A 14,849-nucleotide genomic window follows, 5' to 3' on the forward strand; every position below is an offset into this window, starting at 1 on the left:
TTATGGATACACTATACATCATTGGTTTTATAGGAGCATTATTTGTTGGCTTTGTTTTAGGGCTTATTGGTGGTGGTGGTTCTATTTTAACCGTACCGATTTTAGTATACCTGATGGGATTTAATCCTATTATCGCTACAGCGTATTCTTTATTTATCGTTGGGTCGTCCTCCTTGGTAGGAACCCTCCAAAAGCACAAGAAGAAACTTGTCGATTTTAAAACAGGTTTAATATTTTCATTCCCTTCATTTATTGCCGTCTATTTAACGAGACGCTATTTGGTGCCTGCCCTACCCGATTTGTTTTTCGAATGGAATAATTTCTCCTTGACAAAAGAGGTGGCCATCATGTTGTTTTTTGCAATCATCATGTTGTTATCATCAATTTCGATGATCAGAACACGAAAAGAAGTGGAAGGCCCTCATCAATCACAACCTTATTACAGAACCTTTATTCAAGGTCTTGTTATTGGAACCGTTACGGGATTGATAGGTGCTGGAGGTGGATTTTTATATGTTCCGGCATTGGTACTTTGGGCGAATCTTCCAATGAAGAAGGCCGTCGGCACATCATTGGTTATCATCACTTTAAATTCGCTTATAGGGTTTACAGGCGACATTCAAAATATAGACGTTGATTGGTTATTCCTACTTATGTTTTCAGGGTTAACCATTATCGGGATTATCATTGGAGGTTATGCTTCCAAATATGTTTCCAATAAGAGTTTAAAACGTGGTTTCGGATTTTTCACCTTAATCATGGCATGTTACATCATGTATATGGAATTGACCTAAGCTATGGTAACTAAGGTTACATTGCCTCTGCTTCGGATTTTGTATCTTTGAAGTATTATAAAAGCTTAAAAATAATTCCCCTATAACGGAATTTGAAATAGTAATGATGCCTATAATTTTTGAAGCGATACAAAACATTAAATTTATGAAAATAGAACAAATATATACAGGCTGTTTGGCACAAGGTGCATATTATATTGAATCTGAAGGTGAAGTGGCAATCATTGATCCATTACGTGAAATTCAACCTTATATTGATAAAGCAAACGCTGAAAATGCAAAAATTAAATATGTTTTTGAAACGCATTTTCACGCTGATTTTGTCTCTGGCCATGTGGATTTAGCGAACAAAACGGGCGCCACCATTATTTATGGCCCAGGAGCTGAAACCTCGTATGATATTCATTCTGCTACCGACGGTGAAACATTCAAAATTGGAAAAATCACTATTAAAGCGTTGCATACACCAGGACACACATTAGAATCGACAACATTTTTGTTGATTGATGAAAATGGAAACAATCATGCCATTTTCTCTGGAGACACGTTGTTTTTAGGTGATGTTGGCCGACCAGATTTAGCTATTAAATCTGATTTGACGAAAGAAGATTTAGCAGGAATGCTTTACGATTCCCTTCGCACAAAAATAATGACCTTGGCGGATGACGTTATTGTCTATCCAGCTCATGGAGCAGGTTCTGCGTGCGGAAAAAACTTGAGCAAGGAAACAGTGGGCACTATTGGCGATCAAAAGAAAACCAATTATGCGCTTCGTGCTGATATGACTAAAGAGGAATTCATTAAAGAAGTTTTGGATGGCATGCCACCTCCGCCTCAGTATTTTGCAAAAAATGCAATGATGAACAAAACGGGCTACGATGCTTTTGAACAGGTGTTAGAAACAGGAAATGTACCGTTAAGTCCAGAGGATTTTGAAGCGATGGCAAATCATGAAGATGCTTTAGTTTTGGATGTGAGAACACAACAGGATTTTATTGCAGGCCATGTTCCTAATTCTATTTTTATCGGCTTGAACGGACAATTTGCACCTTGGGTTGGTGCTTTAATAACCGATTTGAAGCAACCGTTAATTTTGGTAGTTCCTGAAGGTAAAAGCGAAGAGGCAGTTACACGTTTGTCCCGTGTAGGATATGATAACACGCTTGGGTATTTAGAAGGCGGGATTGACGCTTGGAAAGCTGCCGGTAAAGACGTTGGCACTCTAGAATCCATTTCGGCGGATGAATTTGCCAATAAAGCAAAGTCAGAAAACCTGAACATTCTTGATGTTAGAAAAGATGGCGAATATAAATCATCCCATTTAGAGGACTCGCAACATTTTTCTCTCGATCTTATCAACGAGAACATGAGTCAAATTGATCCAAAGAAAACTTACCATGTGCATTGTGCTGGCGGATACCGTTCTGTAATTGCGGCATCCATTTTAAAAGCTCGTGGATTTGATAAATTGGTAGATATCGCAGGTGGATTTGCAGCAATAAAAAACACAGATTTACCGACCACGGAATTTGTTTGCCCATCAACCTTATAAAACACTTGGTTTTAGAACTGAAGTAACATCTTAAAATAAAAAAAGACCTCACATGTTTAAAACGTGTGAGGTCTTTTATTTTATAATACTATTTTTCTAAACAATCTCTGCGCTCAATCCAGCTTGCAAAAGTTTTGAACAGCGTGGCTCAAGTTCTTCATAAGAACCTGTTTTTACAGTACATTTTCCTTTGTAATGCACTAATATTGAACATTGCTCTGCTTGCTCTGGCGTATGATCACACGCATAGATTAACGTATCAATAACGTAGTCAAACGTATTGACATCATCATTGTACAACACAATCTCGTTCAATTTTTGCTCTAGGGTATCAACGAGAAGGTCCTCTTGAATTTTCTCTTTAGTACTCATATTTTTCTTCATTGTACAGAAATCAATCTGTAGTTCATAATTAAAGTATTAAGCCTTACTAATTTACAAATTTTAGCGCAACCCATTTATTTTTTTCCAATCTTTCAACGTAGGTCAACCCTTGTTTATTGCATTCTTCTTCAATGGCAGGAATATCATCATCGTAAAATCCGCTTAAGAAAATGGTCCCATTCGGATTCAGACACTTGGCATACGCACCCAAATCGTTTAAAAGAATATTTCGGTTGATATTCGCGATAATCACATCATACTTTTGATCTTTCAATAAACTTGCATCACCTTCCAATACGGTAATATGCTCGCAATTATTGCGCTCCACATTCTCCAAACTGTTCAAATAACACCAGTTGTCATAATCTATGGCATCAATAGGTTTTGCGCCTTTCATTTCAGCAAGAATAGCCAAAACACCAGTACCACAGCCCATATCTAAAACTGATTTATCCTTAAAATCATTCTTTAGGATATGCTGAATCATCATATGTGTAGTTTCATGATGCCCTGTTCCAAAACTCATCTTCGGTTCAATGATGATATCATATTCCGTGTCTGGTTTTTCGTGAAAAGGTGCGCGTACTGAACACACATCATCAACTATAATTGGGTTGAAATTCTTCTCCCACTCCTCATTCCAATTGGTTTGCTCAATATCTTCAAAGGTATAGGTGATTTCAAATTCGTCAGAATCCAAAATCTGAATATCCTCAAGAATAGCGTCATTCCATTCGTCCTTTTGAATATACGCCGTAACGCCTTCTTCAGTTTCCACAAAACTCTCAAAGCCTGCATAGCCCAATTCTGCAATTAGAATCTCTGTTCCCGGTTGCAAAGGGTTCACTTTAAACTGATAACCTATATAGATTGTATTTGACATTTATGATATACAATTAGTTATTTTAATTGACGGACTGAACGTCTCAGCACCTCAAAACGTAATATTATTAAATTTAGAATGCGTTGGCGATAGCAAAAAAGTCGTCAGCATTTAACGCTGCACCACCAATCAATCCGCCGTCCACATCTGGTTTAGAGAAAATCTCTTTGGCATTGCTTGGTTTTACACTACCACCGTATAAAATAGAAACTTCATTGGCAAAATCAGCACCGTATTTAGCAGCTAATGTTTTTCTGATAAAAGCGTGCATATCCTGAGCTTGTTCAGGACTTGCTGTTTCTCCAGTACCAATAGCCCATACAGGCTCATAAGCCAAAACGATATTATTTAATGCCGATGCATCTAAATGAAATAATGCATTTTTGATTTGATTGCCAACCACTGTTTCGTGGTTATCAGCTTTTCTATCTTTTAATTCTTCACCAAAACAGAAAATAACACGCAAATCGTTCTTCAACGCCGCATCTACTTTTTTCGCTAGAATTTCATCAGTTTCGTTAAAATATGCACGACGTTCACTATGTCCTAAAATAACCGTTTTAACGCCAATACTTTTAAGCATCGCCGCACTAACTTCACCTGTATAAGCACCAGACTCAGCAAAGTGCATATTTTGCGCAATAACTTCAATAGGATGGTCTTTTAAAGTATTGAACGCTTGCCAAAGATTTGTGAATGCGGGTGCAATCATCACTTCAACATCTGATGGGCTATTTTGCATTTTAAGTGCTGTGATCAATGTTTCGGTTTCCGCCAAATCATTGTTCATTTTCCAATTTCCTGCTACTATATTTTTTCTCATATCCGATTCTAAATCCAGTTCAAACGAAAGGATTTCTGTTTTTAGTTACTATTATAATTTTAATTCTTCGATGTCGTTCCAATGCTTTTTCTGCATCACCGTGCCTTTGTTTAAGATCACCACACCAGGATTTGCACGTACAATGGTTTTCAGTACTTTTTCATCGCACAGATAAAACTCAAAGTCCAATTTGTATTCTGCCTTAATGTTTTGTTTAGTCGCTTCATCTGAAGTGGTCATCCCAATTACAGTATATCCTTTCTTAATAGCTTCGTCTGAAAAAGCTTTCAATTTTGCCATACCTTCTTTCTCTGAAGATTTCAAATTGTAAGCTACAATCATCACCAATTTATCCATTTCAAGGAAGTGCATCGTTAAATCCTCATCCGCAGTTTCAATAGAAAAGTCTTGGATTCTAGGAAGATCCGCTGCTTGAATTTCTTTGGTTTCCACGTTGATAATCTCATCGTATTTTGCTGGCCCTTGCCCGCGGTCTGTCAATACTTTTTCTTCCCCATCTAAGGTATACGTCCACTGATAATCAATGATGGCACGTTTCGCATCAGGTCCCAGTTGCATGTTTTCTTGAATGTTATCGCCAATTTTATAGGCTCTAAAATCAATTGCAGGTAAATGCATAAGCACATAATACGCAAAAGAAAGTGACGCTAAAAAGCTTAAGAGTGCCACAACAGTTGTACCAAGTTTATTGAATATTGGTTTGATATGTCTTACACCGATAAAAAGGATGATGATAAAGAATAACAAGATGACATCCTTGGTAAAACTTTCCCATGGTGTGAGCGGCATGGCGTCTCCGAAGCAGCCACAGTCTTTAACTTTATCAAAATATGCCGAATAAAATGTAAGGAATGTGAAGAAGATAATCATCAGCAATAAGCTCCAAACCGTAAACTTCGGTTTATAACCCATGAGCAGGAAAATACCTAAAACGACTTCAAACACGACTACAATTATTGCAATGCCGAGCGCATAAGGTTCCAAAAACGGAATGTTTAATACTTGCTCACTGAAATATTCTTGAAGTTTATAAGCAAATCCTAAAGGATCATTCAGCTTAATAAAGCCAGAGATTACAAAAAGGAGACCAACAATTATTCTACTAATCCAAACTAAAATCTTCATACTATACTTTTATTTTTTTTTGCTCAAAAAGCGCAACTTTCAATTATTATTTATTTTGATTCGTTTAAATGAATCATGGCAAAAACGGCGTAATTGATCATGTCCTGATAATTAGCGTCAATGCCTTCACTAACCAATGTTTTGCCAGCGTTATTCTCAATTTGTTTTACCCTGAGTAATTTCTGCAAAATAAGATCAGTCAAACTACTCACTCTCATATCGCGCCAAGCTTCTCCATAATCATGATTTTTATTCATCATAAGCTCCTTAGAAACCGCTATTTTTTCGTCATAAAGTTTTGTAGCTTCCTCCACAGAAAGATCTGGCTTTTCAACCACACCTTTTTCTAATTGAATAAGTGCCATCGTGCAATAATTTATGATACCGATAAATTCGCTTTCTTCGCCTTCATCTACTTTTCGCTCAGCGTTTTGCTGCAGCCCTCTGATGCGTTGTGCTTTAATGAATATTTGATCGGTTAATGATGGCAGCCTTAAAATGCGCCAAGCACTTCCATAATCGGACATTTTATTTACAAAAAGATTTTTGCATTTTTCAATAACAGCATCGTATTGTTTTGAGGTATCTTGCATAGAAACTGGTAATTTTGCGTAAATTTCGCCTAAATTGTTCAGAGTTCAAAGTTCAGGGTTCAAAGTTTTGTGGATAAAGAACTAAATTTTAGGTAATCGCAATAAATTTGAATTTTAAACACTGCCAACATCAAATTTAACCAATAAAATCGGAGATAATTTAATGACCATTAACTGCAACGGAGCGCTTATTGATTTGACCATTCCAAAAGTCATGGGTATTTTAAATCTTACCCCGGACTCTTTTTATGATGGCGGTGTCCATAAAAATGAAACCGATATTTTAAAACAGGTTGAAAAAATGCTGGATGACGGGGCTACTTTTATAGACATTGGCGCTTATAGTTCAAGACCCAATGCAGTCCACATCAATGAAGCTGAGGAATTACAACGACTCCTTCCTATTTTAAAAGTGCTGACCACCACATTTCCTGATATTCTTATATCCATCGACACGTTTAGAAGCGAAGTTGCGAGACAATCCGTTGAGGCAGGCGCTTGTATTATCAATGATATTTCTGCCGGAAAAATGGATGACAAGATGTTGGAAACCGTCGAAAAACTTGGAGTTCCGTATGTGATGATGCATATGAAAGGTACGCCGCAGGACATGCAACAACATGTGACTTATGACCACATGGTAAAGGATATTCTGTTTTATTTCTCTGAGCGCATTGCAGCCGCAAGGGCCTTAGGAATTGCAGATGTGATTGTAGATCCTGGGTTTGGATTTTCTAAAACCACGGCTCAAAATTATGAATTGTTGAAGCATTTGAATACTTTTAAGATGTTAGAGAAACCTGTTTTGGTAGGTTTTTCAAGAAAATCGATGATTTATAAGCCGTTAAAGACGTCCCCATCAGAGGCGCTTAACGGCACCACCGTTTTGAACACTATTGGCCTTCAGCAAGGCGCCTCAATTTTGCGTGTCCATGATGTTAAAGAAGCCATGGAATGTATTCAACTTACACAACAACTAACTGCATAAGTCATGAAAAACATACTGCTACTTTTAATTGTGTTGACCTTTTCCTGTTCCAAAGAAAAATCAGTTTTATTACCTGAAATAACCAGTGCAAAAATTACAGAAGTCAATGATGTTTCTCCCGCCTATCTTTTTTATGATGAAACCAAAACAGATAGCATTGAACTGAACAGAGGCAACTTAATCAGCACGACCAATTGGCTGGTAAATGTTGACAAACGGCTCACTTTAGGACAGGTAATTCCGAAGATTATCCAGTTGCAGAATAAGAAGCGAAACGCAGAAGTCCATAAAAATGAAAATGCCAGGAATTATTACACATGTAATGATACGGGTATAAAAAATCTTGGGTTTATAGATTTTACAGATGTCATTTACAAAACTGATCATGTCTCTCCAAATGTAGGTTCAGACTATCAAAATCCGCGAGAAAATAAAATTATTATGGATTTTAGAAATGCGAATGACATTAAATTAGTAACGATTTTAAAAGATTCTATTCTCAAAAAATCTACATTGCAATCGCTAAAATCAGATATCGAAAATTTACCAAAAGATGGGCCTTATGAGATCATTTTAAACATCAACAATAAGTTGTCGTTTCAGGACTATATTTCATTTAAATCGATTTTGTCTCAGATAGATTCATCTAAAATTACGCTCAACGATAACGAGTTTATTTATTAGTCATAATTTTTTAATTTTACAAAAACACTTCAGTATTGGACCAACTTAAATTTTGGGATTTCGGCATCATAGATTTTATAGATGTATTCCTCGTTGCCATACTTTTATATTACGTCTACAAACTCATAAAGGGTACCGTTGCCATTAATATTTTTATTGGTATCATCATTATCTACTTTGTTTGGAAATTAACCACATTCTTAAAAATGGGACTTTTGAGTACTATTTTTAGTGGTTTTATGGATGTGGGAATTATCGCCTTGATTGTCGTTTTCCAACCAGAAATTCGGAAGTTTTTATTGATGGTAGGTTCTACGAATTTCGGTAATAAACGTAAATTTTTGAAGCATCTTAATTTCTTAAGAACCGAAGAACAAGTTCAAACGGATGTAGATGTTCTTATTTCCGCATGTCAGAAAATGGGATCTACCAGAACGGGTGCATTAATTGTTTTGGAGCGCAGTAACAACCTCGATTTTTTAACAAGTTCAGGTGATGAAATGAGTATTGCGGTTACCCAACCTATTATTGAAAGTATATTTTTTAAAAATAGCCCGTTGCATGATGGCGCCATCGTGATTGCCAATAATACCGTAAAAGCCACCCGTGTCATTCTTCCGGTAAGTAATGAGCGAAATATTCCGCTTCGTTTTGGATTACGCCATAGAGCGGCCGTGGGAATCACAGAAAAAACAGATGCCTTAGCTATTGTTGTAAGTGAAGAAACTGGTCAAGTTTCCTATATAAAAAATGGCGAATTTGTAATGTTTATAGACAATACAGAACTTATAGATATGATTAAAAAAGACTTGGCTTAACCCGTTCATACGGTCGCGAATTTCTTAAATCAGTCGCTGTCATTTATGAATCCTCAGAAAAAAGGACGTCGTAACTTAGACGTTTTCTGTCTTTAAAAACTGCACCTCATAAAGATTTTTATAATAGCCATCTTTATTTTGAAGTAATTCGTGATGGGTGCCTTGTTCCACAATTCGACCAGCGTCCATTACAATGATACGATCTGCTTTTTGAATGGTCGCCAATCGGTGTGCAATAACGATAGACGTTCTTCCTTTGGTAATTTTTTCTGTGGCAATTTGCATCAATTGTTCCGAATAGGAATCTACAGAAGAAGTCGCTTCATCCAGAATTAATATACTCGGATTGGTCACATAGGCTCTTAAAAATGAAATCAACTGGCGCTGACCGGACGAAAGCATCACGCCACGTTCTTTAACGTTATAATCATAGCCATTTGGCAAACTCATAATAAATTCGTCAATACCAATATCTTTAGCGGCCTGCTTTACACGTTCCTCAGTGATATCAGGATTATTCAGCGTGATATTGTTCATGATAGTATCCGCAAAAAGAAACACATCTTGAAGAACAACTGCAATTTGAGCTCTTAATGACGTCAATGTCATCTCCTTTATATTAATATCATCGATATAAATTTTCCCTTTTTGAATGTCATAAAATCGGTTGAGCAAATTGATTATAGTCGATTTCCCCGCTCCTGTAGCGCCAACAATGGCAATGGTCTGTCCGGATTTTACATCAAAGGAAATCCCTTTTAAAACTTCTTCGTCATCGATATATGAAAAATGTACATTTTCAAATTTGATATTCCCTTTGAAATGTGCTGCTTCAATTTTTCCTAAGTCGTCAATTTGGGAGGTCGTATCCAACACGTCAAACACGCGGTTGGCAGCAACAATCCCCATTTGTAAGGTGTTAAACCTATTAGCGATTTGGTTCAACGGTCTGAACAACATTGGAATCATCATTATAAATGCAAACAAATCTCCCTGTGAAGCTAAATCGTCAGACAAAATATTAATTCCGCCATACCAAACCACAAGTCCCAAAGTTAGCGACGATAAAAATTCGGCAATTGGAAAGAATACCGAATTATACCAAACTGTTTTTAACCATCCTTTTTTATGGCGCGCATTAATTTCCTTAAACTTTCTATATTCAGTTTCTTCTCTTGTAAACAGTTGCAATATTTTCATTCCCGTAACGCGTTCCTGCACGAAGGAGTTAAGGTTAGACACCTCATTACGCACATCTTCAAAAGCAATCTTCATATATTTTTGGAAGATTTTCGTAGCGAAAAGTACAAGTGGCAACGTGGTAAACACCATTAAAGCAAGCTTCCAATTCATAAATAACATGACGCCGCCCACAACCATCATTTTAAGAATATCACTAAAGATCATAAAAAGTCCTTCGCCAAAAATATCTGAGATACGCTCCATGTCCGTCACCGTTCTGGTAATCAAAACACCCACAGAAGAGTTATCAAAATATTTCATTTTAAAACTCATAATGTGCTTAAAAAGCTTCACTCTCACATCTCTAACTACAGACTGACCGAGCCAACTGGAATTGTAAATGAATAACAATTGACATACCACTTCAAGTATCAAGAGGACAATCATTAAGATGATGTAGTACATAAACCCATCATACTTTTGAAGCTCAATATGATTATCAATGGCTTGTTGTAATACGTAAGGCCTTAACGCTCCAAAAACAGCCAAGCCCGTCACAAACAGTAACGTCATTGCAAACACAAGCTTATAAGGCTTGATATATTGCATCAAGCGCTTGAAAAGACTCACGTCATAGACTTTGGTTTTCTTTTTGGCACTCATATTATTCTGCGTTATAAATGGTATCTGGATATTGAATATCGGTTAAATACAGTCCATGGGCAGGAACCGAAAAACCAGCTTCACCCCTACTTTTAGATTTAATAATGTCATGCAATTGCTGAACTTCAATCTTTCCTAACCCAATATTGACCATAGTTCCTACAATGGCGCGAACCATATTTCTCAAGAAACGATCGGCAGTGATGGTAAACGTCAATTCCGTATCATTCAATTTCCAATAGGCTTCTTTAATATCACAATAATACGTTTTTACGTCAGTATTACTTTTAGAAAAGCATTGAAAATCTTTATACTGCAATAATATTTCGCAAGCCTCATTCATTTTTTCAACATCTAAAGGCAAATGGATTTTATAGGCAAAATCATGCGTAAATACATTTTTTGTATTAGAAATTCGGTAATTATAAGTTCTGCTGACGGCGTGAAACCTCGCATGCGCTTTATCTCTAACCCTAAAAATCCTGTGGATGGCGATATCATGCGGCAAAAACCAATTGATCTTAAAAATCAACGTGTCAATATCAAAGTCTTCCTCCATATCAAAATGGGCATACATTTGAGAAGCATGAACACCAGCATCAGTACGGCCTGCGCCCATAATTTTAATAGGAGCCCGCAATAAAGTGGTCAATGCATGTTCTAAAACTTGTTGCACAGAAATTGCGTTTGGCTGATTCTGCCATCCATGATAGGCTTTTCCGTTATATGACAATTCGATAAAATATCTCAATGTGACTTGGGTAGATTTGAATATTTGAAATCAGACATACCTCTAACTGGCTTCCCATTGAAAGAAACAAGTTCTGACACGGGATATTGCGCCACTTAAAGATAGATTAATGACTTAATGACTATTTTTGTGATTTGCAAAGATAACGAGAAATCCGTTTTAAACACTTACAGGTCACATAAACCTATACGGATTCATATTAAATTTATAGAACACACCAGAACTTGAAAAAAATACTGCTCCTTTCAGATACCCATAGCTATATTGATGATGCGATTATTAAACATATAAAGCAAGCTGATGAAGTATGGCATGCTGGCGATATTGGCGACTTAACCGTTACGGATACCATAAAAAAACTAAAGCCCCTTAAAGCTGTTTACGGAAATATTGACGACACAAAAGCACGGATGGAATTTCCGGAAAATAACCGATTTATGTGTGAAGATGTGGACGTCTTTATAACCCATATTGGTGGATATCCTGGAAAGTATAATCAAAGAGTTAGGGAGTTACTCTATCAACATCCACCAAAGCTTTTTATTTGTGGACATTCCCACATTTTGAAGGTTATGCCTGACAAAAAATTAAATCTGCTGCACATGAACCCTGGAGCAGTAGGCAAACATGGATTTCATAATGTAAGGACGATGCTTCGTTTTACAATTGATGGGAGCAAGATTGATAATTTGGAGGTGATTGAGTTTAAGAAGTAGGAGGTGTTTCCTTATGTTTCATGATGTTGTGAGTTATTTAAAAATAGTTAAGCCTTAATGAGATTCCGCTTTTCAGCCGGGTAGCCTGCCTATCGGCAGATAGGTTTAAACAGCAAAACCAATGCGCCTTCGGCTTTTAGTTTCAGTTGAAATTTAATCAGATCCCGCTTTACAGCGGGATAGTTCAACCAGCAACACCCAATGCGCCTTCGGCTTTTATCAACAACTAAATTTTAAGAGATCCCGCTTTTCAGCGGAATAGTTCAACCAACAACACCCAATGCGCCTTCGGCTTTTGGAATCATGAGACTACTGATGAGATCCCGCTTTACAGCGGGATAGTTCAACCAACAACACCCAATGCGCCTTCGGCTTTTGGGTGTTGGGTTTCACTAAAAAAACCCGAGATCTTCACCTCGGGTTTACGCACTAACAAAATTAAGATATAGGGTTTATCGCAATCTATCGACAGATTTTACAAGATCTTCATCCTTTTTTATGGCCTTATTGGCTAACACCAAAAACACGATAGTTAAAATAGGAATAAAAATCCCAACGCCTTTCTCTGAAATTTGACTTTCTCCAGGCGCCATTAGCAATTGATATACAAATAATCCTAATAAAATAAAGTTTAATATGATATTCAGTCGTCCCAAAACAAATTGAAACTTCCTGTTTTTATAATTAAAAATAGAAATCAAAGATAATGCAGCAGATCCAAAAAACATAGCTAAATACAACATTTCATCTTTTGCATACAAAGCAACATCGTCAGCATTGGTCCACAAATGGAACACAAATATCAAGCCAGCAGAAAATATGGCTGCTATAAGTAAATATACGGTTTGAATGCGTTGTAACATGAGTTATCCTAAAAATTTAATGCTCAAAATTAACAGTTTCTTTTTAAATCATACCCCAATTTTTAAAATAAAATTGTATTATTGCAGTAACATTCTGTTACTCGCAGAGTCATAGGGTGTTAAATCTTCAAAAATTACATTCGATTTTTCCTCTTCTTAATTCTATAATAAGCATCGGAATAAATCCTATTTCAATTTATAACAATATTCATAACATACATGTTTGAAATTTCGCAATTAAAAGAAAAGAAGCTTTCTGATTTACAAGAGATAGCTCAAAAGCTTAATGTACCCAAATACCGTACGCTCAAAAAACTAGATTTAGTATATCAAATTTTAGATGTACAAGCTGCCAATCCGGATGTAGTGAAATCAGAAATCGCAACACCTACAGAGGTTAAGGACGAAACTCCAAAGCCATCAAAACCACCTCTTAAGAAAAAAAGAGAGCGTGTTGAGAAAAAACCAGCATCAGAACAAGCACAACAAAAAATGGAGCTTGCTGAGGTTAAGTCTGAAGATAAAAAGCCAGAAGCTAAACCAACAGAACAAAATAAACCTGAACGTAAAGCTCCAATAGCAGCGTCTAATGACGCAACTAAAAAAGATGCTCCTGCCCCTAAAAAGGTTGAGCACCGAGAGAAAAAACAACATACCCCAAAAGAAAAGGACACTAATAAACCTCAGCCTAAAGACAACAGGCAACAGCGTTCTAGTGACACTAATGGGAATAAATCCAGTGCAAGAGATAATAATAATCGTGACAACAGTAGTCATGCACATTCAAAAGTAAATAACGGAAATAAGGATACCCGAAACCGTTACAGAGAGCCAGATTTCGAATTCGATGCCATCATTGAAAGTGAAGGTGTATTAGACATCATGCAAGATGGCTATGGATTTTTACGCTCTTCAGATTACAACTACCTTTCCTCCCCTGACGATATTTACGTATCGCAATCACAAATCAGATTGTTTGGTTTAAAAACCGGAGATACCGTTCTAGGTCATGTGAGACCTCCAAAAGAAGGTGAGAAATATTTCCCTTTAATTAAAGTGAGTAGAATTAACGGTCAAAAACCGGAAGTTGTTAGAGATCGCGTATCATTTGAACATTTAACACCATTATTCCCTCAAGAAAAATTTAATCTTGCGGAAAGACAAAGTACTATTTCTACCAGAATTATGGATTTGTTCTCTCCTATTGGAAAAGGACAACGTGGTATGATCGTATCACAACCAAAAACAGGTAAAACAATGCTTTTAAAGGATGTTGCGAATGCAATTGCAGCCAACCATCCTGAAGTTTATCAAATGATTTTATTGATTGATGAACGTCCTGAAGAGGTAACAGACATGCAACGTAATGTACGTGGCGAAGTGATTGCTTCTACATTTGATAAAGAAGCACATGAGCACGTTAAAATTGCCAATATCGTCTTAGAAAAAGCAAAACGTTTGGTAGAATGTGGACATGATGTGGTGATCCTATTGGATTCAATCACTCGTTTGGCAAGAGCCTACAATACGGTTCAACCTGCGTCTGGAAAAATATTAAGTGGTGGTGTTGATGCTAACGCGTTACACAAACCAAAACGTTTCTTTGGTGCCGCACGTAATATCGAAAATGGTGGATCATTGACGATTATTGCAACTGCATTAACTGAAACAGGTTCTAAAATGGACGAAGTGATCTTTGAGGAATTTAAAGGAACTGGTAACATGGAATTACAATTGGATAGAAAAATATCTAACCGTCGTATTTTCCCTGCTATCGACTTAACATCTTCAAGCACTCGTAGAGATGACTTATTGTTGGATGAGAACACGATTCAAAGAATGTGGGTGATGCGTAAGTACCTTGCAGACATGAACCCTGTAGAAGCTATGGAATTCATCAACGACAGATTCAAAAAGACAAGAAACAATGAAGAGTTCTTATTATCTATGAACGGATAGGTAACACTTTATCCTAGTTATATAAAAGCCCCATATCCGATGATTAGGGC

The 14,849-nt window shown here is 36.7% G+C and carries 15 protein-coding genes; 7 read left to right on the top strand and 8 right to left on the bottom strand.

All coding sequences use genetic code 11. The features are described from left to right. Positions 1-2 precede the first annotated feature (2 nt). Entirely contained in the window at positions 3-794 is a 792-nt protein-coding gene (locus tag Q0947_RS11095) for a sulfite exporter TauE/SafE family protein (RefSeq protein WP_299397202.1), read from the top strand. A 145-nt stretch (positions 795-939) separates the two neighbouring features. Then, on the top strand, positions 940-2,346 hold the full coding sequence (locus Q0947_RS11100) for an MBL fold metallo-hydrolase (protein ID WP_299397205.1): 1,407 nt from the start codon (positions 940-942) through the stop codon (positions 2,344-2,346). Between the two features lie 96 nt (positions 2,347-2,442). On the opposite strand, the gene Q0947_RS11105 is transcribed toward Q0947_RS11100, so the two are convergent. The 5 genes from Q0947_RS11105 to Q0947_RS11125 all read right to left on the bottom strand — a co-directional run bounded on the left by Q0947_RS11105 (position 2,443) and on the right by Q0947_RS11125 (position 6,175). Then, positions 2,443-2,718: an ATP-dependent Clp protease adaptor ClpS gene (locus Q0947_RS11105; RefSeq protein WP_299397208.1), complete on the bottom strand. Its 276-nt coding sequence runs from the start codon at positions 2,716-2,718 to the stop codon at positions 2,443-2,445. 58 nt (positions 2,719-2,776) lie between these two features. Beyond that, positions 2,777-3,613, bottom strand: coding sequence for a 50S ribosomal protein L11 methyltransferase (gene prmA / locus Q0947_RS11110; protein WP_299397210.1), 837 nt, complete (start codon positions 3,611-3,613; stop codon positions 2,777-2,779). A gap of 73 nt (positions 3,614-3,686) precedes the next feature. Then, positions 3,687-4,436 (bottom strand): triose-phosphate isomerase, encoded by a 750-nt coding sequence (gene tpiA / locus Q0947_RS11115; protein ID WP_299397213.1) that lies wholly within the window; start codon positions 4,434-4,436, stop codon positions 3,687-3,689. 51 nt (positions 4,437-4,487) lie between these two features. Then, entirely contained in the window at positions 4,488-5,582 is a 1,095-nt protein-coding gene (locus Q0947_RS11120) for a BT_3928 family protein (protein WP_299397215.1), read from the bottom strand. A 50-nt stretch (positions 5,583-5,632) separates the two neighbouring features. Beyond that, positions 5,633-6,175, bottom strand: a complete 543-nt coding sequence (locus tag Q0947_RS11125; RefSeq protein WP_299397218.1) for a DUF1599 domain-containing protein — start codon at positions 6,173-6,175, stop codon at positions 5,633-5,635. Positions 6,176-6,338: 163 nt separating this feature from the next. Here Q0947_RS11125 and folP point away from each other — a divergent pair, with 163 nt between their 5' ends. From folP to Q0947_RS11140, 3 genes are read left to right on the top strand one after another with little or no spacing between them, the layout of a single operon-like run. Continuing rightward, positions 6,339-7,163, top strand: coding sequence for a dihydropteroate synthase (gene folP / locus Q0947_RS11130; protein ID WP_299397220.1), 825 nt, complete (start codon positions 6,339-6,341; stop codon positions 7,161-7,163). 3 nt (positions 7,164-7,166) lie between these two features. Next, entirely contained in the window at positions 7,167-7,847 is a 681-nt protein-coding gene (locus Q0947_RS11135) for a hypothetical protein (RefSeq protein WP_299397221.1), read from the top strand. A gap of 35 nt (positions 7,848-7,882) precedes the next feature. After that, positions 7,883-8,665 (top strand): diadenylate cyclase, encoded by a 783-nt coding sequence (locus tag Q0947_RS11140; RefSeq protein WP_299397224.1) that lies wholly within the window; start codon positions 7,883-7,885, stop codon positions 8,663-8,665. Between the two features lie 75 nt (positions 8,666-8,740). Here the strand turns inward: Q0947_RS11140 and Q0947_RS11145 are convergent, their stop codons facing one another. Then, positions 8,741-10,510, bottom strand: coding sequence for an ABC transporter ATP-binding protein (locus Q0947_RS11145; RefSeq protein WP_299397226.1), 1,770 nt, complete (start codon positions 10,508-10,510; stop codon positions 8,741-8,743). A 1-nt stretch (position 10,511) separates the two neighbouring features. Next, complete coding sequence (gene truA, locus Q0947_RS11150) at positions 10,512-11,261, bottom strand: tRNA pseudouridine(38-40) synthase TruA (protein ID WP_299397229.1); 750 nt, start codon at positions 11,259-11,261, stop codon at positions 10,512-10,514. Between the two features lie 224 nt (positions 11,262-11,485). On the opposite strand from truA, the gene Q0947_RS11155 reads away from it, so the two are divergent. Further along, a complete protein-coding gene (locus Q0947_RS11155; protein ID WP_299397232.1) occupies positions 11,486-11,977 on the top strand; it encodes a metallophosphoesterase family protein in 492 nt (163 codons plus the stop codon). Positions 11,978-12,429: 452 nt separating this feature from the next. Here Q0947_RS11155 and Q0947_RS11160 read toward each other — a convergent pair whose 3' ends face one another. Further along, the gene (locus tag Q0947_RS11160; protein ID WP_299397235.1) at positions 12,430-12,840 is read right to left on the bottom strand and encodes a DUF4293 domain-containing protein; all 411 of its coding nucleotides are present in this window, start codon (positions 12,838-12,840) and stop codon (positions 12,430-12,432) included. Positions 12,841-13,059: 219 nt separating this feature from the next. Here Q0947_RS11160 and rho point away from each other — a divergent pair, with 219 nt between their 5' ends. Then, positions 13,060-14,799 (top strand): transcription termination factor Rho, encoded by a 1,740-nt coding sequence (gene rho, locus Q0947_RS11165; RefSeq protein ID WP_299397238.1) that lies wholly within the window; start codon positions 13,060-13,062, stop codon positions 14,797-14,799. Positions 14,800-14,849: the final 50 nt, after the last annotated feature.

This window comes from uncultured Gelidibacter sp., assembly GCF_947500795.1.
In the GTDB taxonomy this organism is placed as follows: domain Bacteria; phylum Bacteroidota; class Bacteroidia; order Flavobacteriales; family Flavobacteriaceae; genus Gelidibacter.

Bases quoted from the DNA above. Each gene is read 5' to 3' on its own strand.
- Q0947_RS11125 (WP_299397218.1), bottom strand. From the start codon at position 6,175: ATGCAAGATACCTCAAAACAATACGATGCTGTTATTGAAAAATGCAAA.
- Q0947_RS11095 (WP_299397202.1), top strand. From the start codon at position 3: ATGGATACACTATACATCATTGGTTTTATAGGAGCATTATTTGTTGGC.
- Q0947_RS11100 (WP_299397205.1), top strand. From the start codon at position 940: ATGAAAATAGAACAAATATATACAGGCTGTTTGGCACAAGGTGCATAT.
- Q0947_RS11145 (WP_299397226.1), bottom strand. From the start codon at position 10,510: ATGAGTGCCAAAAAGAAAACCAAAGTCTATGACGTGAGTCTTTTCAAG.
- Q0947_RS11160 (WP_299397235.1), bottom strand. From the start codon at position 12,840: ATGTTACAACGCATTCAAACCGTATATTTACTTATAGCAGCCATATTT.
- rho (WP_299397238.1), top strand. From the start codon at position 13,060: ATGTTTGAAATTTCGCAATTAAAAGAAAAGAAGCTTTCTGATTTACAA.
- prmA (WP_299397210.1), bottom strand. From the start codon at position 3,613: ATGTCAAATACAATCTATATAGGTTATCAGTTTAAAGTGAACCCTTTG.
- Q0947_RS11120 (WP_299397215.1), bottom strand. From the start codon at position 5,582: ATGAAGATTTTAGTTTGGATTAGTAGAATAATTGTTGGTCTCCTTTTT.
- Q0947_RS11105 (WP_299397208.1), bottom strand. From the start codon at position 2,718: ATGAGTACTAAAGAGAAAATTCAAGAGGACCTTCTCGTTGATACCCTA.
- folP (WP_299397220.1), top strand. From the start codon at position 6,339: ATGACCATTAACTGCAACGGAGCGCTTATTGATTTGACCATTCCAAAA.
- Q0947_RS11135 (WP_299397221.1), top strand. From the start codon at position 7,167: ATGAAAAACATACTGCTACTTTTAATTGTGTTGACCTTTTCCTGTTCC.
- tpiA (WP_299397213.1), bottom strand. From the start codon at position 4,436: ATGAGAAAAAATATAGTAGCAGGAAATTGGAAAATGAACAATGATTTG.